Source organism: Novosphingobium sp. (genome assembly GCF_031424035.1).
In the GTDB taxonomy this organism is placed as follows: Bacteria; Pseudomonadota; Alphaproteobacteria; order Sphingomonadales; family Sphingomonadaceae; genus Novosphingobium.
Genome location: NZ_JANPGP010000061.1, coordinates 1 through 24922 on the forward strand (window position 1 = coordinate 1; position 24922 = coordinate 24922).

A 24922-nucleotide genomic window follows, 5' to 3' on the forward strand; every position below is an offset into this window, starting at 1 on the left:
TTTCCTCGGTGAATTCGTCTGGACCGCGATGGATTACATCGGGGAGGCCGGGGTCGGGGCCACCGCCTATCTCAAAGCGGGCGCACCACCCTTTTATTTCGCGAGCTATCCGTGGGTAAACGCCTGGTGCGGCGACATCGACCTGATCGGCAACCAGAAAGGTGCGTCGCGTGCGCGCGATGTCGCATGGGGAATTAGTCCGTTGGAAATGTCCGTGCAGCGCCCCGTTCCCGATGGGAAGTTCGAGTATGTGGCGATGTGGGGCTGGTCCGACGAACTGCAGAGCTGGAGCTGGACGGGATTCGAAGGCAAACCGCTCGCCGTGCGGCTGTATTCGCCCGGTGACCGGGTCGAGCTGCTGCTCAATGGCAAGAAGGTGGGGACGAAAACCTTGGCAGCCAGCGACAAGAAGCGCGCCGAGTTCAAAATCCCGTATACGCCGGGCAAACTCGAAGCGGTCGCGTATCGCGGCGGTAAAGTCATCGGTCGAAGGATGCTCGAAACCGTGGCCGCCCCGGCCAAGCTGCGCGTAACGCCGGAGCGTGCGAAGGGCAGCCGCGACCGGCAAGCACTGCACTTTGTCGCCATCGATATCCTCGACGCGCAGGGCCGCATCATCCCCGACGATAAACGCAAGCTGAGCCTGACCATCGACGGCCCTGCCGACCTGATAGGCTTCGGCAGCGCCAATCCGCTCGCGGTCGGCTCGCTCCAGTCGCGCGATGCCGAGAGCTTCCACGGACGCGCGATGGCTGTCCTGCGATCGCAGGGCAAAGCCGGCACGGTGCGGGTCGAAGCGCGGGCCGAAGGGCTGCAGGGTGCAGCCACAAATGTGCGACTGATTTGATCGGAGTATCCAAGTGACAATTGACGGCTCAATCCTGATCGGTGCGCGCGACGTGCGGCGAGACGCGGTGTTTCACGCAGTCGATGCTGCAAGCGGGGCGGCGTTGCCGCAGCCCTTCGCCGAGGCGAACGAGATCGACGTGACCGCGGCTTGTGTGCTGGCCGAAGCCGCAGCGGAGGCGATCGGCACGCTCGCACCCGATGCGCGCGCAGCTTTTATCGAGGCCGTCGCCGTCGCGATCGAGGCGATCGGCGACGTGCTGATCGAAACCGCCATGGCCGAAACCGGCCTGCCTCGCGCGCGCCTCGAGGGCGAACGCGGCCGTACCACCGGTCAGCTGCGGATGTTCGCTGCCGAAGTCCGTGACGGGGGATGGCTCGACGCGGCGATCGACCTGGCCCTCCCCGACCGTGTACCGCCGCGCGCCGATCTGCGCCGGATGAACCTGCCGCTGGGTGCGGTCGCTGTCTTCGGCGCGTCGAACTTCCCGCTCGCATTTTCGGTCGCGGGCGGCGACACCGCAGCGGCGTTTGCGGCGGGTTGCCCGGTCGTCGTCAAGGGCCATCCCGCACATCCGGGGACCGGAGAACTTGCTGCGCGCGCAATCGTGCGCGCAGTGGAGCAGTGCAAGTTGCCGGCGGGAACCTTTGCCTTCCTGCCGGGGCGCTCGAACGAACTCGGCGCGGCTCTTGTGGCAGATCATCGCATAAAGGCGGTGGGCTTCACCGGCTCACGCAGTGGCGGACTGGCCCTGGTCGAGATCGCCGCGCGCCGGGCTGAGCCTATCCCGGTCTTTGCCGAAATGAGCAGCATCAACCCGGTCGTGTTGCTGCCCGCAGCAATGACCGCCCGCGCCTCAAGACTGGGAGCGGACTTCGTTGCTTCGCTGACGTTGGGGGCAGGGCAGTTCTGCACAAATCCCGGTCTTGTCATCGTCCACGAGGGCGGCGGGCTCGAAGACTTCCTTGAGGCTGCGCGCGGCGCGCTTGACGTTACCATGCGCCAGCCGATGCTCACCCCGCAGATCGAGGATGCATACCTTGATGGGATAGCTTCTCTGGAGTGGAATCCGGCAGCAGCGCGCGTGGACGGTGGCGGACCTGTTCATACCTCGGAGCGACCGGGCGGCGTCCTGTTTCAAACGACGGCCGCTGCTTTCCTGAATGACAAGGCATTCGGCCGGGAGATATTCGGTGCCGCCGCGGTTATCGTGCGATGCAGCAGCTTCGAAGACATGCACCACGTAATCCAGTCGCTTGAGGGACAGCTTACCGCGACGCTGCATCTTGATGCAGCAGACTACCAATCTTCCGAACCGCTCCTGCATCTGCTCCAGCAAAAGGTGGGCCGGATTCTGATCAACGGCTGGCCTACGGGCGTTGAAGTAACCCGGGCAATGGTACACGGTGGGCCCTTCCCGGCGAGTTCTGATGGGCGCTCGACTTCGGTCGGCACACTGGCGATGACGCGTTTCCTGAGGCCGATTTGCATGCAGGACGTACCCGAAGCGCTACTACCTCCGCCGTTGAAGGATGGGAATCCTTGGAATGTACCGGTTTGCCGCGATGGGCAAGGCTCAGGCTGATTGTTCGATCGGCCCGGCTGACGTCTCATCTGATACGAACCGGGTTTCGGCACGGCGACACGTGGTGCCCTTATTGACGAACAGCTTAAGCTTCGGAGCCATGTGAAAACGATGCGTGCCAATCGCCAATAGATTTCCTTCAAGGATGCCGCTGAAGATGCCTGCCGATAAACGATAGCTGCTGAGGGTAAGGGGCATCGCGATCAGGAACGGCAGCTATGTCGAAGGCTTTCGGGCGCCGGGAGGCGTACTAAACCCGGATGTGTACGACCCGCGTTTCGTCAGGCTCTTGGCTATGGGGATTCGGGCTTGGCCGCGGCTTTGCGATCGTATGACCGCCGGTCGGGCGTGGTCGACGTGCCGCTTGAGGCTGGATGATCGGCATGAAGGTGCCTTTGCGACGACACGCCGATCCAGCTTTTCGATGGTCACTGGCGGCGCGAACTGTCCCCAGGATATAGCCGCCCTTTCTTCGCTTGTGGCGCCGCGCGCCGGCAGGATTGCCTGACTGGCCGGGCTTGAACTGGGTGGCCTCGGGCGGCTTTCCCTTGTCGACTTCGCAATCCCGTTCCTCGGTCAATTTGGTGGCCTGGCAGTGCTCGTGGCAAACAGCCGTTCTTGCCGCTTCAGATGCGATCCAGTGCCATGCTGTCGGTACCCGGAGTCAATCGCCATTGGCTGATCAACCGGGTGCGATAGTGCATGCTGGTGATAGTGCTCACCGCGAGGAACGAAGCCGATCCGGCGGTCGGGGTGAGGACCAGGCGGACATAGCCCTGATGCAGGGTGTCGGTCCACATGACTTCGGGATTGTGTTCGGCGAGGGCGGCGTCCAGCTTGCGCGTGGTCAGCGGGTCGAAGCCGCTGTCGATGAAGTCTCCGGGCGACGTGACCCCGGCGGTGCCGAGCTCGATGCCGGTGCTGCGCCCTGAGGCGTCGGCCAGGCGGTTGACCCAGAAGCTGTGGCTGTCACCGGTCAAGAAGACCAGATCATTGACCCCCGCAGCACGTGCCTGCGCATAGAGCCGCTCGCGGGCCCATTCATAGCCATCCCAGGTGTCGGGGTAGAAGGGCAGGTTCCACTTGCCCTTCCACGCCAGATCACGCGCTGCGGTCAGGGGTTTGGCCTGCTGCGCAGGATCAGGAAGGATGCCGAGGCCCACCAGGTCCGGAACTCTCGTCCGGGCAATTGGCATCGGGTTGCCGATCAGCCGCCAGTGCTGGCCTGCCTGTTTCGAGCGGGTCCACGCGGCAGACAGGTCCGCCTCAAGCTCGGGCGCCAGCATGGCCCGGCCTTCTGCCCCGATCACGCCGCGTTCCAGGACGGCGACATCGGCAAAGCTGGTGATCGACGTACGATAGGGTTCGTAATCGATTTGCTGCGCGCGCGCCGTGTGCCGGGTTTCCAGTGTCGAAAGAGTCGCCAGATCACCGAACACCCAGGTCCGCCAGAATTGCATGCGAGTGCGCCCCGGACCGGGCTCACGCACCGGCATCCATTCGAAATAGGCCTGGATCGAAGCGGCGCGGCGGGCGGCCCAATCGCCTTCCTTTTCGCTCTGATGATTCTGCGCGCCACCGGTCCAGGGATTGTTGGCGCTCTCATGATCATCCCAGCAGGCCAGTAGTGGCATGACGCCGAGCATGGCCTGCGATCCGGCGTCGGTCTTGTATTGAGCATGGCGGGTGCGATAGTCGGACAGTGAGACAATTTCGTTCGCCGGCTGATGCACGCGGTCGAGCTTGAGCGCCGTTTCCGCTCCCCAGCCCTCGGCGCCGTATTCGTAGATGTAATCACCTGTGTGGAGTACGAAATCGATCGCCGGATCGCGGGCAATCGCGTCATATGCGTTGAAGAAGCCAAAGGCGAAATTCGAACAGGAGACGAGCGCGATGCCCAGCCGGTCGACCTTGCCGATGGGCAATGTCCGCGTTCGCCCTTCCGGCGAAGCCTCCCCTCCCGCCTTGAACCGGTAGAAATAGCGGCCACCCGGCTCCAGTCCTTCAGCCAGAACCTTGACCGTGAAATCGCGGTCGGGTCCGGTCAGGAGCTTGCCGCGCTGGACGATCTGGGTGAAGCCGGTGTCGCCGGCCAGCTCCCATTCAACCTCGACCGGACCAGGCACGCTGACCCGCGTCCACAGTACGACGCTGGTTGCATCGGGATCGCCGCTGGCCACGCCGTGGCGGAATACCGACGGGCCGGTGCTGCGCGCCGAAGCCGGCATTGCCGCGATTGCGACCGATGCGGTCAGTCCTTCAAGCGTGGTCCGACGGGTGATGGCAAGGCGCTGGGTCACGGCGAAATCCAATCGTAGACAGGGGCTGTATTTGCATGGAGTTGGCGGCAGCCCGAAACGGGAAAGAGGGGCGGGCACCGCAAAGCACCCGCCCCAGGCTCAGGAATTTAACTGCCGGTCAGAACCCGGCCTTCAGCGTGACGAAGAACTGCTGCGGCGCGCCGACGAGCAGGGTCTGGCGATCCCCGCTGTTGCCGGTGCCGCCCGAATTGATCGTGCCGATGTACTGGGTGTCGAACAGGTTCGTGGCATTGACCTGCACCTCGATATCCTTGGTCACGCGGTAACCGATCGAAGCATCCACTATCGTGCGGGCTGGAACCGAACGGTCGTTGGTGTAGGTGAAAAAGCGTTCCGACATGTAATTCACGCCGATCCGCCCGAACAGCGCCCCCTGGTCATAGGTCAGTTCACCCCGGAGCATGTGCTTGGGCGAATCCACCACGGTCTTGCCCTTGATCGCTGCAAGCAGCGTGCCCGAAAGGTTGAACACATCGTTGCGGTACGTCGCATCGGTGTAGCTGTACGAGGCGAAGAGGCCGAAACCGCTGCCCAGCTTGAGATCGCCCACGGCTTCGAAACCGATCGAGCGCACCGCGCCGACGTTCTGCAACACCGACGGGCTTCCGACGATGCTCGGGCCGCTGGCGGCCGAAAGCAGGCGGTCATGGAAGTTGACGACGTAGGCGCCGATAACGCCGTTGAACGCCCCGCTGTTATAGCGCGCTCCGACTTCGTAGGTGTCAGAGGTTTCCGGCTTCAGCGTGTTGACGATGGCGTTGAACCCGGTCTGATTGGTCGAGAACGGACCGGTCGTGGTCGCCGAGGCGAAAGCGCGGGTCGATTGCGTGAAGCTGGCAAACATTTCGGCATTGCCGCCCAGCGCGAGGTTCACGCCGACGCTTGGCTGGAACCAGTCGGTGGCGTCGATCTTGCCTTGCGGGAAGCTGGCCGCGACGACTGCGGTCGCCTTGTTGGTGACCTTGAAGCCCTTCCAGCCGATGTTCACCTTGACTGGGCCAAGATCGATCCGGTCCTCGACGAAGTATTGCAGCGTCTGGGTGTCGAAGTCGAACTCCCACTGGGTGAAGAACGGGTTGGTCGGATATTCGCGGAACGAGCGACCGGGGCTGGTGCGGCTGTCGAGGCCGTAGAAGCGTCGCGCCTGGTTGAAGCTGTTGGTTTCATACCAGCCGCCGACCGTCAGCGCATTCTTGTCGGTCTTCCATTCAAGCTTGCCGAAGACACCGCCGCGGTCGATCTCGTATTCTGTCGTGCGGATCGAGATCGGCACGCCATTGGGGCTCGCCACGTAAGGTGTCGCCCAGAGGCCCATGCCCCGGTTGTGGTGGTAGTAACCACGCAGTGCGACGGTTACGTTGTCACCGATCGGGCTCTTGAAGCCGATGGCAGCGACCGTGTCCTTACGCAGGCCCGAAGCATCGAAATAGGCATCGTCAACCGTGGTGACGTTGCCCGGATAGACGGTGCCGGCGGCGGCGTTGGAGATCGCGGCACCGGTCTCACCGCGGTTGTTGCCGATGTCAGCGTAGAGGATCGCGCGGGCATAGTCAGGGTAGGTGTTGTCCCAATCGTAGCCGAGGCGGCTCAGCATATCGAGCGACATGTCCTGATAGTCTTGCTCACGCCGGTCGGAATAGCTGAACCAGGCATCGAGCGTGGCCGCGCCGATCGGCAGCACGACCTTGGCATTGACCATGTGCTGGTCCTGCTGGCCCGTACCCCGGTACTTGTCGGTCGAGCCGTAGCCATAGGAGACAAACCCGCGCGGGCCATCCGTGCTGCCCATGTTGACGCGCACGAAGCCGCGCATGGTCTCGTCGCTGCCGTAAGTGGCATTGGCCTGGACCGCGAGGCGGTCAAGCGGGTCCATCGAGAAGGTTTCGACCGTGCCGCCCAGATTGTTGCTCGACTGGGTGCCAAGCGCGCCGGCGCCCTGCGTCACGCGTACCGAACCGACGTTTTCCGGGCTGACCACGCGGCTGATGTGCAGGCCATTGTGGTTGCCATAAGTCATGTCGCCCAGCGGAATGCCGTCGAAATTGAAGCCGAGCTGGTTCTGGTTGAAGCTGCGAATGGTGACGCGCGTTGACCATTCATAGTTCCCGAAGGCGTCAGCCGACTGGATGTTGACGCTGGGCAGCTTTTCGATGGCGCGGATCACGCTTGTGCCTGGCAGCAGCACGGCAATGTCGCGTTGGCTGACTTCCTGGACCTGCTTGGTCTCGCCCTTTCCAAGGACGACGATTTCGGCTTCACCAGCAGCAATGCTTGCGGCTGCCTCGGCATCGTCTGCGGCAAAAGCGACCTGCGGAAGCAGGGCAGTCGAAGCGAGCAGAGCGGTAATCAGGTTGCGCATAATTTCCCCATTCAGGTTTGATCCTGCGGGGCAGTTAGTGGCCGCCTGTTACGGTAAGATGCGATTTGCTTGATGGGTATGAGACCGGTTCGTGACGGCCGATAGTATAGAGCCGTGCCGAGATGGCGCGAGCTTGCTGCCCCGCCTTATCGGCCAGTTTAATCGTCTGGACGGCATGCGTGGCAGCGCGCCGATCACTGGCTTCTTGTCGGGATCAGGCGGCGAACCTGCGCCACGGTCCGGTGATCGCCAGCGTGCGCCCCGGCTTGTAGACATTGACGAACAGCGTCGTGCCATCGGGCGAGAAACAGGCACCGGCGAGCTCTGTATCGGCGTTGAGCCGCGCCAAGGCATAGCACTTCCCTTCAGGGGTGATGCCGCGAAGGTGGTTGATCTTGGCGCCGGCCCGGTCCTCGCAGACGATGAGATGCCCCCAGGGGGCGACGGTGATGTTGTCGGCATAGTCCATCACCAGCGGGTCTGTGGATTCCACGAAAAGGTCGAGCCGCCCGGGTTCATCCACCTCGCGTACGGTGCCTTCAAAGCGCGATGGTTCATAGCGCATGATCTGGCCGTATCGGCCTGCACCGCCCGACGTGCAGGTGAAGTATAGCTGCCGCCGGCGGTCGCGCGTCCAGCCCAGATGAATGCCTTCGCCGCGCGCGAACCGGACGCCGCCGGCTGCTTGACCCCGCAGGCGCAGATCGTCCGCCGGGCTTTCCACCTCGTCGAGGTCAATCCAGCGCGCCTTGCGCGATTGGCCGACTGCCATGTCCGTCGCCAGCCAGTTGCGGCTGTCCGTGCCGCCATCGACAAAGGCGAGGGACTGCAATTTTCCGCCCTTGGCCAGCTGTCCGCGCACCTCGGGGATGAAGCGATAGAACAGGCCGTCGGCCATGTCTTCGGTCAGATAGACGATGCCTGTGGCCGGATCGACCGCCGCAGCTTCGTGGCGGAACCGCCCCATGGCCTTCAAAGGTTGCGCCGTGACGAGCCCTTTTGCGCCTGCGGGAACTTCAAATATCCAGCCATGGCTCTGCCCGGTGTTGGGCGCGGAAACCAGCGTTTCCTCGCAGGTCAGCCAAGTCCCCCACGGCGTCGCTCCTCCGGCGCAATTGGTCGAGGTGCCGGCGAGCGAAAGGTGCTGCGACACCACGGTCAGCGTCTTGGGATCAAGGATCAGGGTCGATGTTCCGCCGGGCAGGACCCGGCCATTCGAGCCCTTGTCAAAATGCGCCGCTGCCGCAAGCCGCGCTTGCAGGGCCGCATCATCGCGCGCCGGGCCAAGGTCATGGTCGGCAAAGCCAAGTTCGTGGTTGCGCACCAGCGCGATCCGCCCGCCGCCCAGTTGCAGGCAGCCCATGCCGTCGAACTTGTCCGGCGTGAAAAATCCGTCGTCCATGCGGTCACCCGCGCGCGACAGGACCGAATAGGAAAAGCCCTCGGGCAGGTCGAACAGACCTTCGGGATCGCGGCGCAGCGGGCCGTACCCCGGAGCCTCGTTGTGATCGGTGCCGCCCTCCTGCGCGAGCGTCAACCGCGCCCAGCCGCCGAATGCCGCAATGGCGGCGGCAGAGGTGGTAAATGATCGCCGGTTGATGGTCATTGCGGCTTCGTTCTCTGTGAGTCCTTGATCTGCTTCATGACATCCCGCCATGACACCAATTTGAAGTTCTGCGCCGCAGGTGCGTTCTGTCCATCCTGAGCAATGAACAGACCGCCGGGAAAGTATCGCCCGAAGCTGCCCTTGGCCAGTTCGATGCCATCGGTTTCTTCGGTGCCGCCGAACATTCCGGCAGTGATGCGGAAACGCCCTGCCGGTTCCATCCCGGGCAAGCGGTAAAGCGCGTAGGCATTGTCACCCTGGCTCGATGCCACCAGCCAGCCGCCGCGCTTGCCTTGCGGCCAGAGCGCGAGGCCCTCGACATCAGCGACGAGGTGCTGCCCATCGACGGGACCGATCAGCCGGCCTTCGCTGCTGCCAATGTCGCGCGCGTCGAATGCCCAGATTCCGCGATCCTCCTCGCCGACGTAAAGCACGGCGCCGCGGGGATCGACCACGCAGCCTTCGGTCTGGGTGGCGAGCTTGAGCGTGCGCAGTGTGCGTGCTTCCGGCTTGCCGCCAGGAAAGGTGATCCGAGTGTGAACGATGCTGCCGTGCTTGAGCACCGAGAACGCATCGAAGCCGCGCCCCTGTTGCAACAGGCAGACCCCGTAAGCCTCTCCAGCGCCGCCATCGACATCGCCCAGCGGCACGAGCAGCGCGCGGCGCGTGTCGAGGCGGTAGAGTTGCAGGCGGGCCGCAGCCTCATTGTTGCGGTCGCTCGCCACGACAATCACGCCGCTGCGCCCCAGATCGACCAGCGCGACATTGTTGACGCGTCCGGCGGGGATGAAGCTGCGCACCTTGCCGTTCAGCCCATAGACGTAGAGCCCAGCCTTCTTGTCGGTCGCAACGATCAGACTTTGCGAAGGCCTTGCCGCATTGCGCCAGACCGCCGGATCGTCTGCCGCATCATCGTTTGCCGTCCCCACCGGCGCAGTCTCCCCCCGCGCCGTGACAGAGACGGTCTGCGCCTGCACGGCACTCCCTGCCAGGCAGAGCGCCAGTCCAAGGAGTGCAAACCAGTTCCGCGCCATCAGAAGTTGACCCGGATACCGCCCGAATAGCGGCGGCCAAAGCGTTCCCACTCGATCGTCTGATTGTTGGTGAACGGCGTCGGCACGCCGGTCGCGGTGAGCAGGTTGCCCGGCTCCGAATAGCGTCGGCCCGGCTTGTTGAGCAGGTTCGTGGCATCGAAATAGATCTCGAAATTCTTGGTGATCGCATAGCGTGCCGAGAAATCGAGCTCATCATCCGCCGCCCAATAGGTATCGCCGCCGTCGGTCAGATCGTCGGCAATGCCGTCCATCCAAGTGCTGCGACGCTGGTATTGCAGGCGCAGCGACAGGCCATATTTCTCGTAATAAGCGCCGACATTGTAGACGAGGTCGGACGTGCCCGGTAGCCGCACCTTGCGCGCGGGGATTGCACCCAGCGCCGGTTTGGTCACTTCGCTGTCATTCACCGTGGCATTGGCGCTGATGCCGAAGCCGCCCATCCAGTCGGGCAGGCCCAGACTTTCGGTCCATGGCTCAAGCTGGAGCTGGGCGGCGACTTCGAAGCCGAAAATGCGCCCCGAACCCCCGTTGGTGATGCCCGAATAGGCATAGCCCGAACGGTCGATGCCATTGCTGTCGAGCGCCGATGAACCGAAGGTGCGCGTCTGGCGGTAGAGCACGTCCTCCACCTTCTTGTAGAACACGCCGGCCATCAGGTAGCCCTGCGGGCGGACATACCATTCGAAATAGGCGTCGACGCCGTAAGCCCGCTCGGGCTTGACGCCCGGGTTGCCGCCCGAAATCGTCTGGTTGATATCGTTGACCACCACGTTGGGGCGCATCTGGTCATAGTCGGCCCGCGCCGCGCCGCTGTTGAACGACAGGCGCAGCTTCTTGGTATCGTCGACATTGAAATTGACGTGCAGGCTGGGGAAAGCGAGCGTCTGTTCGCTCTCGGCGGAGACGAGGCCGGTCGCCGTGCCGACTGTTGCCGTGGCAATGCCCCGGTTCTTGACATGCTCAATCCGCACGCCGCCCAGGATCGAGCCCCAGCCATATTTCACCGTGCCCATGACGTAACCGGCATAGACCTGCTCGCGCACGTCATAGATATTGGCAGTATTGGGCGTGAAGGTGAAGTTGGCCCGCGCCGCAGCGGCATATTGCCGCATCTTGTCAGTGTCGAAATAGCGGAAGGTGTAGCCCATCGGGATCTTGCCGAGGAACGCCTGATCAAGGCTGAACTGGTTGTAATCGGTCGGAATGCCGATCGTTGCGAACTGGCCTGCAGTGTTCAGCAGGATCTGCGATTCATCGACCGCCTTGGTGCGTTGGTCGAACTGGAAGCCCAGCTTGATCGTCGCCTCTCCGCCCAGCATGGCGCCTTCATGCGCCAGCGAGAGCTTGCCGGTGTAAGCCTTGGTCGTATCGACCGCATCAAGGATGGTCAGCTGCGACAATGGCTTGGTGAAGCTGTCGATCGCGGTGACCGGCGTGCCGGCCTGATAGCGCGTCGGGCTGGAAAGCTGGTTGGTGGTGAACAGCAGCAGGCGCGAACGGTTTGGATCGGTGAAGTCATAGCTCACGGTCGGGCGGAGCGTGCGGGTCGACGGGCTGTCCCAGCTCGCTTCGCCAACGACTGAGCGGTCGTCCTTCGATTCAGTGTAATTGCCCAGCCAGTTCAGCTTCCAGCTCTCGCCGATCGCGTGCGTGCCTTCAATGGTGTTGGTAAAGATCGACTGGCGGAATGCGCGCAGGGTCGAACGTTGGCGGATGTCGATGCCATAGATCGTACCGGTCAGCGGCGTGTTGCCAATGCAGACATCGGCATAGCCAGTGTTGATTGGTGTCGGGTTCACCGTGGTGGCGCAAGCGGCGGTGCTGGCCACCTGATCGGACTGGCGGTCATCCAGATCGAAGCGGAAGTTGTCGCGCGCCTCGTCGTCCTTGAAGATCGTATAGACCGAGCGCAGCGAGATCGTGTTGTCGGCGTCGGGCTTCCAGTCGATCCGACCGGATGCCGACCAGTTGCGGCGAGTCAGCCGGTAGAGTTTGTTCTCGGTTTCCTGCACCCAGAAACGGGTTTCATTGCCGGGACGCTGATCCTGCGACACACGCTCCCAGTCATGCTCGAAATTGTCGGTGATCATGCCGCGCTGGTAATAGCTGCCTGAAAGCAGCACGCCGATCTCGCCATCACCGGCCTGGAACCGGTTGGAAATGACGGCAGAGGCTTCGTATTCCTTGCGATCGCCCAGTTCGGCAAAGCCCATGCCAGCCTTGCCGGCAAAGTGCATACCGGAATAGTCGAAGGCCGATCGCGTGATGACATTGACGTTGCCTGATACCGTTTCGCCCGGCATGTCCGGTGTCACCGCTTTCGACACGATGATCTTGGCGGCAATTGCCGATGGCACCGAATCGAACCGCGCGTCGCGGCCTTCGGGGCTGACGATGTTGATCCCGTCAAAGCTCAGCGTAGTCCAGTAATTCGGTGCGCCGCGCAGGGAGATATAGCGCGCCTGGCCCTGATCGCGCTCAACCGCGACACCGGGCAAGCGGCCAGTGGCCTGGGCAATGTTCTGATCAGGCAACCGGCCGACCGAATCCGATGCCGCGACCGAAACCAGCGAATCCGAATTCTTCTGGACCTCAAGCGCAGCCGCTTCGGATTCGGCGATCGGGCGGGCACCGGTGACGATGATCTCCGACGCGGCTTCCGCGGCTGCCTCTGCAGCGGCATCCGCAGCCTGAGCTTGCGCCTGAGGCCAAAGCAAGGTCGCGCTCGCCAGAAAAGCAAGGCGCAGGCGCGCAACGGCTGAAAATTTGGACATTCTGTAACCCCCTGGTCAATAGATTATGCGGGGGAACTAGAATGCTTCGGTGACTCGACGGGGACAGTTATCGGTCATTGAAATGACGGATAAACGACCGCCTTTTGACGCGCCTGTGATGTGAGGGGCACTAGACTTTGTCGTCAGGGTGGGCGGTCATTATCTGTGGCGGAAGAATGTCTTCAGCGGCCATCGCCGTCAGTGATGTATTCGACGAGCAGGATGTCGAGATCCTGCGTCGGTTCGAAATCGGTCTTCACCACTTCAAACTGGGTCGGGCTGATCTTTTTCACGCCATTCATGCAAAAGCTGACGAGGTTTCCGGGCTTGCCCTTGTCCACGACCATGCGAAATTTCTTGATAGGGCCGGCCCAGTTCGCGCCCGATTTCAGGACGTAACCAAACCAGCTTTGCACCACGGTTGTGCCGGGATCGGGCCTTGCGCCGGTGCCATAGATGCGGCGATCATAGGCCGCGAGGAAAGCGGGATCGACGCAGAAGACCTTGGCCAGCCCGTCCGGGCCTTTCAGCGCTTCGCCCCGGATGTCGCGGTTGAGCGCGGTGCTGGCCGACCCACCGACATACGGCTTGTAACTGTGTTCAACCGTGATGGTTTCGCCCGCCGGGAAGGTCTGATCGCGGGTGACATGGGTTTGCACCACCCAGCCGGCGCGCAGATTGCGAACCGCGCCGCCGCCGCTGCCGGCATCGTCAATCAGCAGGCCTTCTGCGACCAGCGTGGCCGCAGCCGCATCGGACAAGGCGTTGATCCGCTTTGAAAACGCCGCATCCTTCCAGTGCAGAACCGGCCAGCCAAGCGCCTTGACCCGCGCCTCGACCGATTTGCCGCGCACCATGGGCACATCATACCGGATCAGCGGCGCCGGCTTGCCATCGATCAATGTCTTGAAATCGAGCTGATCCCATTCCTGATACATGCCCGATTCCAGCGATTCCGCCTGTTCCTGCTCGGTCGGGAAGGGAAGCGGGAAGGAAATCAGCAGATGTTCGGGCTGCGAGCCAGTGTTGGTAAACTGATACCTGACGCGCACGCGGTTTTCGGAGAGATAAAGGTCCTCGCTATCCATCGTCACCAGTGCCGAGGGGGAAAGACGCAGTCCGCCCAGATTGATCGAAGCGACAGAATCATTGGCTGAAACAGTGCTTGCACCAGCAAGGGCAGCAATGCTGATCGCGGCGAGAAAGATGCGAGTTCTCATGGCTGGTTACTCCGCCGCGGGCTCGGGTTCACCGATGGTAAACTCGTAGGTGGTCGAGTGCGACGGGCCGTTATCGATTGACTGGGCCATCACCTGGATGCGGTAAATGCCATCGCGGGTCAGCGGCTGCTGCAACGGGAAGACGAAGGTCTTGCCACGCAGATAGGCACCGTCCGCAGCGAACAGTGTAAAGCTCTGTCTGTGTTCGCCGTAGATCTTGACCATCTGGACGTTGAACAGATGGACCTCTGCAGCATAGTCAAAGCGCAGTTCGTTGACCGGGGCCGCGGCTACCTTGCTCATTGCCGGATAAACCGTGGTCATCACCGGCGCGAGCATTTCGGCATGGGCCGGCTGGCTTGCCGCGAAGGTAAGTAACAGGGCCGTAAGTGCGGTCCTTTTCATGGTCATCCTCCCTTCCATGTCGCGATCATTGCGCTGAGGGCGCGGCTTCGCTGGCCGGTTCTGCTTCGTTCTTCAGGCGTTCGGCATCATCGAACCTGGCGGTAATCTCGTCATATTCGTTGATCTGTTCGTTGGTGCCGATGGCAAAGGCATAGGAGATGGAGATCGAGGTTTTCGTCCGTGCCTCCCATGCCATCAGAGCAACCTCGTAGCGACCGACGGCTGCGACCGGGACCCTGAGTGGATAATTGTAGGACGCCGCCAACGGCACCGTTTCGCCATCTGCCACCAGCACCTGTTCCAGGCTATTTTCGCCGCGCGGGCCTCTGACCCGCAGCGATTCCAGTTTCACCGGGTTCGAGAATGCGAAGCTGATGGCAGTGACGGGAGACTCGGTCCGGTCTCCGTTGGCGGGCGAAACGGCGATGATCGTCGCGGATTTCGGCGCGGCGACGGCGGGAGGGACAAGCGCACTCCCGGCCAGCACGGCCACCACCAATGGGAACGACAGGACACAGTTTTTCATGACGGTACCTTTGGGAAAAGGGTGCGCCGCCGTTGCCAGCGGCGCACGTAAGGTCCAGGCAAATGTCGATTAGGGTCGCGTGACACCGCCTGTCGCGAAGACAGCCTTGCGGCTGGCTCAGCAGCCCGAATTCTTCTTCTTGCCAAAACCGCCAATCGCCGCGCCAGCAAGTCCGCCAAGCGCCTTGCCCCTGGCACCGCCAACCGCGCCGCCAATCGCCGCACCTTGCTGGGCCGCAGTGTCGCAGGACTTTGCCGGTCCTGCCTGTGTGCTGCCTGCGCTGCTGGACGCAGAGCTGGTCGACGACGAACCTCCTTCAGGAACTATGCCGTAAACCTTGGTGTGGACCGGCGTGCCCTTGATGTCGTCGTAAGTCAGGTCCGCAATCGCCTTGTGAGCGATGACATTCGGAATGCCGCGATTGAAAGCATAGATGGTGTTGTAGTCCTTCAGGGCCCAGGACTGCATCTGATTCGACGTCAGGTGTTGATAGTTGGATGTGCACCAAAGGCCCCATTCGTCGACCTCGCTTGCCTTGCATGGCTTGCCTGCCTTGGGACGGGAAATTACCGCCGGATCGGTCTTGGTGATGCACTCCAACCCGGCATTTCCGCCAGTATTGTTGGTGTAAAAGCCGGTTGGGCAGCGATCGCCCTTACTGGCCTTTACCAGCGTATCACCTGCCGAGGTCTGCACGGTTGCCTTTGGATAAGGCAGGGTGGTGCACCAACCGAAGTCCCCGCGATACCCTGCGGCGCAGCTCGAACCATTTCTCAGATAGATCGATGGCGGGTTGGAACTGGCGGGTTTGCAGACGTCAAAACCTACCATCGGCGTGCGGCTCTTGCCCGCAGTCCAACCGGTCGGGCATGCCTTGCCGCCATTGGCAACTGGAGACGTTGTCCCCTGCGCCTGCGCCGGCGTGGCCATCGTGGTCGCGGCCAATCCGCCGACCATGGCAATATTGGCGAGCGTCAGCGCGGCGGCGGTCAATCTGTCTTTCATGTCGGTTCCCTCCAAAGGCGTTGAGTGACTTCTGGAGAGGCTGGGCCGGCGCCGATATGCCATGCGCCATGATGCCATATCCTTGGCAGGGCGGCAGTTTTTCCCCCTTCAAAGCTCGCGATAATTCAGGCAAGGGAATGAAAACCGGGGGGAAATAATGAACGATGTGGGGGGCGCTCAGCGCGCGCGCGGCGTAAACTGGCGGCAGGTTGTGCAGGTTGCCCTGGCCATTTTGGCGGCTCAGGCGATTTACTGGCTGATCATCGACAAGCACTTGTTCAAGGCGCCGCCGCCCGCGGAACTGGCGCGGATCGGCGTCAGCCGGGTTGAGCTTGCCAAGCTGCCGGAACCCAGCTTGGCCGCCGCAGCAAACGCCGTGTTCAAACCTGCCGAACTGCCTTTCAGCGATTGCTGCACGACGGCCAGCTTTGCTGCACGGCTGCATTTCAAGCTGGATGTGGTGCCTGAAAAGGGGTTGGGCGTGCTCTCTACCCTGCAGGTCGATAATTACATCCTGCAGGCCAATGGCTCGACGATCGTGGCGGAAGGGCGGATGACCCCGGGCCGTCAGAGCTTTCACGGCCAGAAGACCTTTCTGACCCGCATTCCGGCCGGAGTGCTGCGCACCGGCGACAACGAACTGACCTACATCACCCTGCGCGACGGCTTTCCCTATACCGACATCAATCCGCCGCTGATTGCCGAATATGATGCCCTGTCTGCCTATTCGGCGCAGCGTTTGTGGATCATGGGCACCTATCCCCTGCTCAGCGGGCTGGTGCTGGGCATCCTCGGGCTGTTCGGCGCGCTGATGGTGTCGCGATCGGATGACAAGCCGTTCGCCGTCTGGCTCAGCCTGCTTTGTGCCGCCTGGGCCGGTTATGCGCTTTACGGTGCCCTGCTCGATCCGCCGTTTGATGGCTGGGTGCGGATGATGGTCTATTTCGCGCTGATCCTGTTCATCCCGGTCGCGCTGCTCTGCTTCGTCGATAGCTGGACGCGGGCCCCCGTTCCCTATCTGAGAAGGGCGGCCGTTGCCGCTTATGCCGCAATGATCTGTGCCGTTGCCTGGCTCTTGTTCAAAACCCCGATGCCAGGAGCTTTTGACGTGCCGGTGATGATCTGGATCTGGGCCCTGATGGGCTTTGCCTTGCTCACCCTGGCGCGGATCTTGTGGCATTTCGCCCGGATCAAGGAAGACCGGGTCATCGAAAGCGCCATCATGTCGGTCTGCGTCGTGGCGGTGCTTATGGACGGACTGGGGCAATGGGCACCTGAACTTGGCGCGGGCGAACTGAACCTGATGACCGCAGCGCCGTTCCTGATGCTGGCGATGGTAGCCGCGTTCCTGGCGCGCAATTTCCGCCTGTTCCAGTCACAGTCAGCGCTGAACGCGACCTTGCAAAAGAAAGTGGCGCTGCGTGAGGCCGAGCTGGCCGAGTCGCACGCGCGCGAACAGAAGTTTGTTGCCGAACAGGCGCATGAAGCAGAGCGCCGCCGGATCATGCAGGATATCCACGATGGTCTTGGCAGCCAGCTGATGTCGATGATGCTGTCGGCGCGGCTGGGCGAAGCAGAGCCGGCGAAAGTGGCCGAAGGTTTGCAGGCGGTGATCGATGAAATGCGGCTGATGATCGATTCGATGGACTCGGTCGGGGAATCGCTGGAGGCCGCGCTTGCCACTTTCCGCGCCCGCGTTCAGCCGCGCGTGGTGGAAGCGGGATTTGCGTTTGACTGGTCGCAATCGGGCCCGATCGACCTGCCCGGCTATGGCCCGCGCGATGTCTTGCAGATTTTCCGTATCCTTCAGGAGGCCGTCACCAACGCGCTCAAGCATTCGGGCGGCACGGCCATTCGGCTCGCCGTCCGTCAGGAAGCCGGCGGGGCAGGCATCATCGGCATTTCTGACAATGGCCGGGGCGGCGCTCAGCCGGGCGAGGCCGGACGCGGGCTTGCCAATATGCAGAACCGGGCGCGAGCGGTTAAGGCGGACTACAATTTTGAATCCGTGCCGGGGAAAGGCACGCAGATCATTCTGGTCCTGCCATATCATGGCATAGGCAGCGCTCAGGCAGCGTGATAGCCCAAAGCGATGACTGACAGCCCGGACAAGACACCCGCCCGCATCGCGATCATCGAGGATGATCCGATGGTCCGCCAATACTTCATGCGGATCATCACGATGGAGGCCGGATATGACATTGTCGGTATGGCACCTGACCTCGCCACCGGCCGCGCGCTGATCAGCCTCAACCCCGATCTTTTCCTGATGGACATCGGCCTGCCCGATGGCAGTGGCTATGATCTGGTGCCGGAAATCAAGGCGCGATCCGCCGCCAAGACGCTGATCATCAGTTCATTTGGTGACCGCGACACGGTGGTGAAGGCCCTGTCCGCCGGGGCGGATGGCTATCTGTTGAAAGACAGCAGCCCGCAGCAGGTGCTGGACGGTATTGCCGTCACCCTTGATGGCGGCGCACCCGTCAGCCCGGCAGCGGCGGTCTACCTGCTTGACTTGCTGCGCGCGCCGGCGGTGCCGCCAATGCCGAGTTCCGCGGTCGTGGAAGACAGCCGGCTGACCCCGCGGGAAATCGAGCTGTTGCAGGCATTCGCGGCCGGGAAAAGCTACAAGGAAGCGGCGCGGGCGCTCGGAATTTCGCCCCATACTGTCGGCAACCATGTGAAGTCGATCTATCGCAAGCTGGAAGTCAATTCGCGCATCGAAGCCATCAGCGCGGCCGGTATGATCCGCAGCGGTTGAGCCGCAATCTTCCTGCGCCAAGCTCTGCGCTGCGCGTGTGACGTAAATTCGCCCAGCGTTTAATTTACAGCGGGTTAGATTGACTCACCCGCTTTGGTGCCTATGCCAAAGGCTTGTGATAGGGCGGACTTCTCTGAACCTCCGGCTGGTGCTGGGCGTGTTGCTGGCTGTCGCGGCGGTTTGCGCGGTACTGGCGCTTGCGGCGTTTTATCTGACCAACCGGGACAAGGCTGTTGCCGCCGACGGACAGGCATCGCGCTATCCGCTGACCGCCGCAATCGACGAATTCAGATGTCCCTCCGGACTGACGCGGATCGTGCTGCGCGGAGGTGTGGAGGACGGTTTCGCACCGGCCGGCGATGAACCTTTCCGCATCGATCCCCAACTGCTCAGGAACGGCTATTACGCAGACCTTGCCGAAGGAACCAACAGCGCGGTGCGTCCGCGCGGTTATGATCAGGGCGGCAGTGACCGGATCCTGACCGACTATTTCACCGTGCCGACCGGCATTGTTTCGGGCGCTCTGGTGATCCGCATGATGCCAAGCGGGGCAGGTTCTGCCAACGATGGCCTGCGCATCGGTAATCTCGATATTCTGGGGCAGATCGGCAGTGCCGAAGGCCAGCATACTTATGCCGCAGAACGGTTCTGGTCGACGGTGGGTAATGTTGTGCCGGAAGATGGCAGCACGCTGGTGCGGATCGATTTTGCGGCGCTGCCGGATGAAACGCGCCGCGCCGGAAAGCGCGAGTCTTTCCTCGACTATCTGGGCCGCAGCGATCGCCGGCCCGACATCGACCTGACCGTGGGCGATGATACCAAGGTCGATAGTCTGGCCTTGCTGGCGTGCCAGTTGCCCGGGCAGCAAAAGGGCACGACCTTGTCCGAACATCGCATAAAGACGCTGGGTGAGGGCGTTTCGTGGCTGTCTTGCGGCGCGGACCAGAGCCAGCGCACTTGCGATCCATTTGCCGGTGATCGGCTGTGTTCGGCTCCGGGGCCGCTCGCCTGCTACCGCGATGGCGGCAAAGTCGCTCCGCAGGCGATGTGGGAAAATGGTATGCGGCCGACCAGTTTCGTTGGCGGCGAAGTGCGGCTCACCCCGCCAGTGCGCGGGGACCGGTTCGCCCATCTCGGTGATGCCAATGCGTTTTGCCAGCAGCAGTTCGGGCGCGAATGGCGCGTGCTCAGCTATCACGAAGGCGGCGGCGGCGATGTGGTTTCGTACAGCCGGATCGCCCCGCTGACCCGCGCGCTGGTCAACATCCGCGATCAGCAATACGGCAATTGCTGGGACCGGGACGTGAAGCGATGACGGGTGGGGGAGTGACCGGAACGCAGCGGATATCGCTTGGCATCCTTGAGGATGACGAGCCGACGCGCGGTTATCTGGAAACCCATCTTGGCGCAGAGCCGGACTTCGACCTGTTGTTCTCCTGCGGACTGAAGGCAGAGGCCTTGGCCGCATTGGAGCACAAGGCCCCAGATATCGTGCTGGTCGATATCCGCCTGCCCGATGGCACCGGGCTCGATTTCATCCGCGAATTTCGCGCAAAAGGCAGCGGGCGCGCGTTGATCCTGACCGTTCTGGGCGACCGCACCACAGTGCTGCTGGCCTTTGAATGCGGTGCCAGCGGCTACCTGCTGAAGGACACGCCGGTCGAACAGATTGCCCGCGACATCCGTTCGCTGGTGGCCGGGGGAACGCCGATCAGCGCGCTTGCCGCCACGCACTTGCTGACGATGTTCAACGCAGTCCCCCGGCAAAGCCCCCGCGAGGTCGTCGAACCACTGCTCACCCGCCGCGAGCTTGACGTGCTGACGATGTTCTCACGCGGACTGACCTATCGCCAGACGGCGGAAACACTGGGCATGTCGGCCCATACGGTGAGCGATCACGTCAAGTCGATCTATTCGAAGATGGCAGTGCACTCGCGCAACGAGGCGGTGTTCGAAGCGGTCCAGAACGGCTGGCTGGAGCTATAGGATCGCCGACTTGATCGGGAGGCGCAGCGAAACCACTGTTCCGGCGCCTGTCATGGCGCTGATCGACAAGTCTCCGTTCAGCTTGGTGATCCGCTTGCGCAGGTTGGTCAGCCCTTTTCCGGCTCTACGGGTGGTGACATCAAAGCCGCGGCCATCATCGGCAAATGTCGCTGTCAGCCCGCCGCCCACCGCATCATGATCCAGCGTCACGCTCAGGGTTTGTGCTCCTGAATGGCGCGCGCAATTGGTCACCAGCTCTTGCAACATGCGGTAGATGCTGAGGATGGCGCGCGGATCGAGGATCACTTCGCGCACAGATTCGGCCAGGGTCCAGTCAAGCCGGATACCGGCCGCATCGAGCTGCGGCCCGGCGCGCAGCCGGAAATTCTCCAGCGCGGTGAACAAGCTGGCGTCGATCTGGTCGAGTGAATCGACCATCAGGCGAAGGTCCGCAAGTCCGCTCTGGAGCTCGCTGGCGACATCGTCCGGGGCGATGTGCTTGGCGCGCACGCGCATCAGCAGGCCCTGCAGGTGGCCGCCGATGCCGTCATGCATGTCACGGGCAAAACGCTGCCGCTCCTCGAGAATGGCGGCATTGCGGATTTCGGCGTCGAGCGTCTGCTGCTGCCGGGCGATGATGTCGTCCTTGCGCTCCATCTCCGACCGTGAAAGCGCCAGGCGATCGAGCAGAACCCGGCCGTTGCGCCACACGGCAACCGGGGCGGCGATCAGCAGTAGCGGCCGGCTGCCGGTGTTGGCCAGTTGCAGGACGGGAAAGGGAAACTCCGGCAGCCAGATCCCCGAAGCCAGCACCCATGCGGCGATTCCACCAAGGCAGGCCAGCCCGGCAAGGGCGGCCAGCAGGCTGTCCTCCCAGCGCAAGGGGCGTCGTTGCACGAACAGGATCAGGCCACCCGCTGCCACGGTCGCGCCGGCCTTGAGCAGGGGTAGCACCGGGCTCGCAGCCGGCAAGCCGACATCGAGCGTCTGCAGGGCCGCGAGCACCGTCAGAGCGCTGGCCAGAACGCGCTGTTGCGGCGATAGGGACAGCAACAACGCGGCGATCAGGCCGGACACGGCGGCGGTGACTGCAGCCAGTCGCTGCCAATCGAGCCAGCGCGCGAAGGCTGCCTGCGCCCGGTCGACCAGGCTTGCCGGCCCCACATAAACAGCACGAAGCCCTACACGTGGGCCGTCGTCTGACTGGATGATGTCGATACGGTTCAGTCCGTCCTGAAAATCTTCTCGGGGCAGGGCGGCATTGAGCGCCGCGCCGCCGATCCCCGGGCCGTAATAGGCTGCATTACGGGCGGTTTCAGCGGTGCGCGCGCCGTTGATATAGAGCGATCCCTCTCCGGCCATGTCGGCGATGAACAGCGACGATTGCGGTGCGCGCGCGTTGGGGGCAGCCAGCGTGAAGTGCCATTGCCGCTCCTCGGCATTGACCCGCGGGCTGCCGACTTTCGCGGCGCGCTGGCGGGCTGTTTCCTCGTCAAAGCGGAACTGGTCGGCAAAATCGAGCGACCAGTTCGCGGATGCCGGGTGGCGCGCCTGATGCTGCTCGCCCGGCTCCATGACCTGAATCTCCCCCGCTGCGATCGGGGCCAGCCCGATGCGCGCCGGATCGGGTGCCAGTGCAGCCAGCGCAGCAAGCGCCAGCGCCATGATGAGCAAGGCAAGGGCATATTGCGGAAGCTTCGTAGGCGGCCTTTCGGAGGTGCCGGATTCACCCGGCTCGGCAGACGCAATGCTTGTTTCAGATACTGGTGCGACCCGTCCCATGGCCGCCATATGGAGCCGCAAATGCCCGCTTGTCGAGAGCGTCATGCGATCCCCCCCAATTCGTGGGATGGCGCGAGGGGCGATAAGTTCCGAAAGTGTTTCAGAAGCTTAACGGCGCCCATCAGGACGCGTCGTGAACGATTGGAGCACGAACATGATCCAGACCAGCCGCCGACAGCGCATTGCCGTTCTGGCCACACTCGGGCTCGCAAGCCTGCCTTCACTGCCGCAAGGCACGGCACTGGTTGCTGCTGGTACGGCGACCGCCTGGGCCGAAACCGCTCTCGCATCTACCGCGATCCCGGGCGTTGGCGTCATCATCAAACGCAAGCCCGGCAACGCCCCGATCGTCGCTCCGGCGGACGCCAATGGCGAGCTGCGCATCTCGGATTTGCAGCCCGGCGAATATCTCGTTCGCGTCATTGGCGGACGTGATGAAACCCCCGTGCGGGTCGGTAGCGACGGCCGGTTGGCGCTGGTCGTTCGCGAACAGGCATCCGGTCCGCGCGCTGCCGCCGAGCCCGAACGCAAGGCGCGGCCGGTCCAGGCGGCCATACCGCTTTCGATTGTACAGCTCGCTGCCAACGGACCATGCCGGCCCCCGTATCTGTGCGACTTCGTCAGCGCGGCGAAGGTGCTCGATATCAACGCGGCGAGTGACAAGGAGCTTGGCGGCGGAACGCTCAACTCCTCCGATGCAATCCGCGTCATTATTGGGGAGCGGCAGCGCAGCGGACCGTTCAGCGACGTGATCGATTTTGCGCAGCGCATCTGTTCGAAGACCGACGTTGATTTCGACGACCTGCCGATCCGGGTCGGCGAAACCAGCATCGTGGTGAGGCGCGGCGGTGATCCCAAGTCCGCCGGCTTCAAATGCGCACGAGGGACCGGTGAATTCCAGTTGTTCTCCAGCAAGCACAATTACGTCGGCCACGTCACGCTGTTGCGCTGACCCAGATTTTCGAAGCTGAGTTTTAACTGAGAGAGGGATGCAATCATGAAGTTTTCCAAAGCGATTTCGCTACTGACAGCCGCCGGCTCCGTGTTGGCATCGGTCCCGGTCATGGCCGCGCCCCCGCCGCAGACCTGGGATGTCAGCATTGGCTTCGGCAGCGCGCCTTGGTCCTACATGCAGCGCGCCGGCGCGGGCTGCGCAGGCGCCGATACGCCGCTGGCCTTTCCTTACACCGGCCCGACCGGCACCAACTTCACCGGACGGCAAGGGGTCAATACGCCGGTCATCGTTCCACTGGTTGGCAAGAACCTCGCGGCATCCGGAACCACGGTCTATTCCAGCGCGCAAATTCCTGCTGGCGCGGTCTGGCTCCATCCGGGTGCGACGGGTCCCAATAGCCAGTGCGCCGTGGTCCGCTTCAATGCGCCGATGGCCGGAACATACCGCATCAAGGGACTGATCCGCTCGGTCGATGTCGGCGCGAACCGGGTCAACGGCTATATCATCGTCAACAATGTGAAGATTGCCGGTCCGATTGCCCTGAGTGGCCCGATGGGAACGCAAATGCCTTTCGACCAGACGGTCACGATCCTTGGTATGCCGCGCACGATCGACTTCGCGCTGGATGATGGCGGCAGCTATTACAACGATTCCACACAACTCGAAATGACGATCTCGCGGTGCCCGCCGAGCAATACGACCTGCCCGTAAGGCCGGGGTGGGGGCGGCGACCCAGCCGGTTGCTGCCCCCTTCCGGACCAGCACATCCTGAAATCAAAGGAACCTGACCATGAATTACAAAGCCATTGCGGCTCTCGCCGCCCTGATCCCGGCGATCTGCGCCGGCGCCGTTCAGGCCAAGCAGGTCGCGCCCTATTATGGACCCAACTACCAGGTCAGCGTACACTGCAAGGATGGGGTATTGCTGACCTCGCGGTATTCCGATTTTCCCGCCATGTGTGCGGCACATGGCGGAACGCGTTATCCGGCGCCTTATGTTGACCCGGTCGGCACCCGTCCGCGTGTCCAGCCGAGTGTGAAGGCGACGGCAATCCCCAAGGCCATTCCCACGCAAACCCCTGGCTGCGGAACGCCCGCTAGCGGTATCCAGGACCAGAACAACTGCTGATCGCGCTGCGCCGCCATCCGCAAGGGGGCGGCGCCGCTTTCACAACGGGAATGATAAATATGCGACCCATGATTGCAGTTCTGGCGGCAACGCTGCTCGCATCCTGTTCCGGCTCGCGAGTCTCGCAGCCGGACCAGGTCCGCCGCCAGCCCGGCAGCTGGACCCAGGTCCATTACATCATGGCTTATGATGCAACGGATGTTAACGGCGCCATGGCCGATGTCGTGTCGGCCGGTCAGGCCATGATCGGCAAAAAGGATTTCGGCGGGCCTGCCTGCCTTGAAGCGGCGACAGTGGCCAAAGACAATCTCGCTGGGCGATTGCGTGAAGCCATCCAGATCGGCCCGGAATGGTCGGTGAAGCGGTCGACGGTGGTGGACGGCAAGGTCAATTTCCTCGCGGCGATGGACGATCCGCAAATGGGCAAGGGCGAACTTTCCATCACCGGAACGATCAGCCCGACCACCACCGATCTCGTCGTCACCAGCGACGCCCGGCAGCCAGCGCCGGGCAAGGGCCATGTCCGCACGGTTATGAAGCAGGAAAACACCCGGGTGGGTGATTGCACGTCCGGTGAAGCCACGTGGGAGTAAACCGGGGCAGGGC

21 protein-coding genes are annotated in these 24922 nt (G+C 62.8%); 10 read left to right on the plus strand and 11 right to left on the minus strand.

Going from position 1 to position 24922, the window contains the following annotated elements; genetic code table 11:
• Together RMO89_RS09340 and RMO89_RS09345 are read left to right on the plus strand one after the other, a co-directional pair.
• A partial coding sequence (locus RMO89_RS09340; protein WP_310532705.1) for a DUF4982 domain-containing protein occupies window positions 1-847 on the plus strand: 847 nt, incomplete at its 5' end.
• Between the two features lie 13 nt (window positions 848-860).
• Window positions 861-2432, plus strand: a complete 1572-nt coding sequence (locus RMO89_RS09345) for an aldehyde dehydrogenase (NADP(+)) (protein WP_310532706.1) — start codon at window positions 861-863, stop codon at window positions 2430-2432.
• Window positions 2433-2682: 250 nt separating this feature from the next.
• Here the strand turns inward: RMO89_RS09345 and RMO89_RS20480 are convergent, their stop codons facing one another.
• From RMO89_RS20480 to RMO89_RS09390, 10 genes are all read right to left on the minus strand, one after another.
• Window positions 2683-3012 (minus strand): DUF5681 domain-containing protein, encoded by a 330-nt coding sequence (locus RMO89_RS20480; protein ID WP_409035531.1) that lies wholly within the window; start codon window positions 3010-3012, stop codon window positions 2683-2685.
• A gap of 46 nt (window positions 3013-3058) precedes the next feature.
• Window positions 3059-4732 (minus strand): alkaline phosphatase D family protein, encoded by a 1674-nt coding sequence (locus RMO89_RS09350; RefSeq protein WP_310532708.1) that lies wholly within the window; start codon window positions 4730-4732, stop codon window positions 3059-3061.
• Between the two features lie 118 nt (window positions 4733-4850).
• The gene (locus RMO89_RS09355) at window positions 4851-7112 is read right to left on the minus strand and encodes a TonB-dependent receptor (protein WP_310532709.1); all 2262 of its coding nucleotides are present in this window, start codon (window positions 7110-7112) and stop codon (window positions 4851-4853) included.
• A 214-nt stretch (window positions 7113-7326) separates the two neighbouring features.
• Entirely contained in the window at window positions 7327-8718 is a 1392-nt protein-coding gene (locus RMO89_RS09360; protein ID WP_310532711.1) for an alkaline phosphatase PhoX, read from the minus strand.
• Window positions 8715-9695 carry a phytase gene (locus tag RMO89_RS09365; RefSeq protein WP_310532712.1) on the minus strand — a complete coding sequence of 327 codons (981 nt, stop codon included), beginning with the start codon at window positions 9693-9695 and terminating at the stop codon, window positions 8715-8717. Before RMO89_RS09365 ends, RMO89_RS09360 begins: the two co-directional genes overlap by 4 nt.
• A gap of 56 nt (window positions 9696-9751) precedes the next feature.
• Window positions 9752-12547 (minus strand): TonB-dependent receptor, encoded by a 2796-nt coding sequence (locus RMO89_RS09370; RefSeq protein ID WP_310532713.1) that lies wholly within the window; start codon window positions 12545-12547, stop codon window positions 9752-9754.
• 182 nt (window positions 12548-12729) lie between these two features.
• The gene (locus tag RMO89_RS09375; RefSeq protein ID WP_310532714.1) at window positions 12730-13767 is read right to left on the minus strand and encodes a DUF4424 family protein; all 1038 of its coding nucleotides are present in this window, start codon (window positions 13765-13767) and stop codon (window positions 12730-12732) included.
• A gap of 6 nt (window positions 13768-13773) precedes the next feature.
• Complete coding sequence (locus RMO89_RS09380; RefSeq protein ID WP_310532715.1) at window positions 13774-14172, minus strand: hypothetical protein; 399 nt, start codon at window positions 14170-14172, stop codon at window positions 13774-13776.
• Window positions 14173-14197: 25 nt separating this feature from the next.
• Window positions 14198-14698, minus strand: coding sequence for a copper resistance protein CopC (locus RMO89_RS09385; RefSeq protein WP_310532716.1), 501 nt, complete (start codon window positions 14696-14698; stop codon window positions 14198-14200).
• 117 nt (window positions 14699-14815) lie between these two features.
• Entirely contained in the window at window positions 14816-15703 is an 888-nt protein-coding gene (locus RMO89_RS09390) for a hypothetical protein (protein ID WP_310532717.1), read from the minus strand.
• Between the two features lie 157 nt (window positions 15704-15860).
• On the opposite strand from RMO89_RS09390, the gene RMO89_RS09395 reads away from it, so the two are divergent.
• From RMO89_RS09395 to RMO89_RS09410, 4 genes are all read left to right on the plus strand, one after another.
• Entirely contained in the window at window positions 15861-17783 is a 1923-nt protein-coding gene (locus RMO89_RS09395; protein WP_310532719.1) for an ATP-binding protein, read from the plus strand.
• Between the two features lie 12 nt (window positions 17784-17795).
• On the plus strand, window positions 17796-18464 hold the full coding sequence (locus RMO89_RS09400) for a response regulator transcription factor (protein ID WP_310532720.1): 669 nt from the start codon (window positions 17796-17798) through the stop codon (window positions 18462-18464).
• Window positions 18465-18612: 148 nt separating this feature from the next.
• Window positions 18613-19779, plus strand: a complete 1167-nt coding sequence (locus RMO89_RS09405) for a hypothetical protein (RefSeq protein ID WP_310532722.1) — start codon at window positions 18613-18615, stop codon at window positions 19777-19779.
• On the plus strand, window positions 19776-20450 hold the full coding sequence (locus RMO89_RS09410; protein WP_310532724.1) for a response regulator transcription factor: 675 nt from the start codon (window positions 19776-19778) through the stop codon (window positions 20448-20450). The genes RMO89_RS09405 and RMO89_RS09410 overlap by 4 nt, the downstream gene beginning before the upstream one ends.
• Here RMO89_RS09410 and RMO89_RS09415 read toward each other — a convergent pair.
• On the minus strand, window positions 20445-22115 hold the full coding sequence (locus RMO89_RS09415; protein ID WP_310532725.1) for an ATP-binding protein: 1671 nt from the start codon (window positions 22113-22115) through the stop codon (window positions 20445-20447). The genes RMO89_RS09410 and RMO89_RS09415 overlap by 6 nt on opposite strands.
• 250 nt (window positions 22116-22365) lie before the next feature.
• Here RMO89_RS09415 and RMO89_RS09420 point away from each other — a divergent pair, with 250 nt between their 5' ends.
• The 4 genes from RMO89_RS09420 (at window position 22366) to RMO89_RS09435 (ending at window position 24909) form a co-directional block, all read left to right on the plus strand.
• Window positions 22366-23184, plus strand: coding sequence for a hypothetical protein (locus RMO89_RS09420; RefSeq protein WP_310532727.1), 819 nt, complete (start codon window positions 22366-22368; stop codon window positions 23182-23184).
• A 45-nt stretch (window positions 23185-23229) separates the two neighbouring features.
• Window positions 23230-23898: a hypothetical protein gene (locus tag RMO89_RS09425; RefSeq protein WP_310532728.1), complete on the plus strand. Its 669-nt coding sequence runs from the start codon at window positions 23230-23232 to the stop codon at window positions 23896-23898.
• Window positions 23899-23977: 79 nt separating this feature from the next.
• Window positions 23978-24316 carry a hypothetical protein gene (locus tag RMO89_RS09430; protein WP_310532730.1) on the plus strand — a complete coding sequence of 113 codons (339 nt, stop codon included), beginning with the start codon at window positions 23978-23980 and terminating at the stop codon, window positions 24314-24316.
• A 59-nt stretch (window positions 24317-24375) separates the two neighbouring features.
• Entirely contained in the window at window positions 24376-24909 is a 534-nt protein-coding gene (locus tag RMO89_RS09435) for a hypothetical protein (protein WP_310532731.1), read from the plus strand.
• Window positions 24910-24922: the final 13 nt, after the last annotated feature.

What these genes read in the sequence shown, in the direction of transcription:
- RMO89_RS09400 (WP_310532720.1), top strand. Translation starts at nt 17,796, where the DNA reads ATGACTGACAGCCCGGACAAGACACCCGCCCGCATCGCGATCATCGAG.
- RMO89_RS09395 (WP_310532719.1), top strand. Translation starts at nt 15,861, where the DNA reads ATGAACGATGTGGGGGGCGCTCAGCGCGCGCGCGGCGTAAACTGGCGG.
- RMO89_RS09415 (WP_310532725.1), bottom strand. Translation starts at nt 22,115, where the DNA reads ATGGCGCTGGCGCTTGCTGCGCTGGCTGCACTGGCACCCGATCCGGCG.
- RMO89_RS09430 (WP_310532730.1), top strand. Translation starts at nt 23,978, where the DNA reads ATGAATTACAAAGCCATTGCGGCTCTCGCCGCCCTGATCCCGGCGATC.
- RMO89_RS09385 (WP_310532716.1), bottom strand. Translation starts at nt 14,698, where the DNA reads ATGAAAAACTGTGTCCTGTCGTTCCCATTGGTGGTGGCCGTGCTGGCC.
- RMO89_RS09370 (WP_310532713.1), bottom strand. Translation starts at nt 12,547, where the DNA reads ATGTCCAAATTTTCAGCCGTTGCGCGCCTGCGCCTTGCTTTTCTGGCG.
- RMO89_RS09355 (WP_310532709.1), bottom strand. Translation starts at nt 7,112, where the DNA reads ATGCGCAACCTGATTACCGCTCTGCTCGCTTCGACTGCCCTGCTTCCG.
- RMO89_RS09390 (WP_310532717.1), bottom strand. Translation starts at nt 15,703, where the DNA reads ATGAAAGACAGATTGACCGCCGCCGCGCTGACGCTCGCCAATATTGCC.
- RMO89_RS09380 (WP_310532715.1), bottom strand. Translation starts at nt 14,172, where the DNA reads ATGAAAAGGACCGCACTTACGGCCCTGTTACTTACCTTCGCGGCAAGC.
- RMO89_RS09375 (WP_310532714.1), bottom strand. Translation starts at nt 13,767, where the DNA reads ATGAGAACTCGCATCTTTCTCGCCGCGATCAGCATTGCTGCCCTTGCT.
- RMO89_RS09435 (WP_310532731.1), top strand. Translation starts at nt 24,376, where the DNA reads ATGCGACCCATGATTGCAGTTCTGGCGGCAACGCTGCTCGCATCCTGT.
- RMO89_RS09410 (WP_310532724.1), top strand. Translation starts at nt 19,776, where the DNA reads ATGACGGGTGGGGGAGTGACCGGAACGCAGCGGATATCGCTTGGCATC.
- RMO89_RS09360 (WP_310532711.1), bottom strand. Translation starts at nt 8,718, where the DNA reads ATGACCATCAACCGGCGATCATTTACCACCTCTGCCGCCGCCATTGCG.
- RMO89_RS09425 (WP_310532728.1), top strand. Translation starts at nt 23,230, where the DNA reads ATGAAGTTTTCCAAAGCGATTTCGCTACTGACAGCCGCCGGCTCCGTG.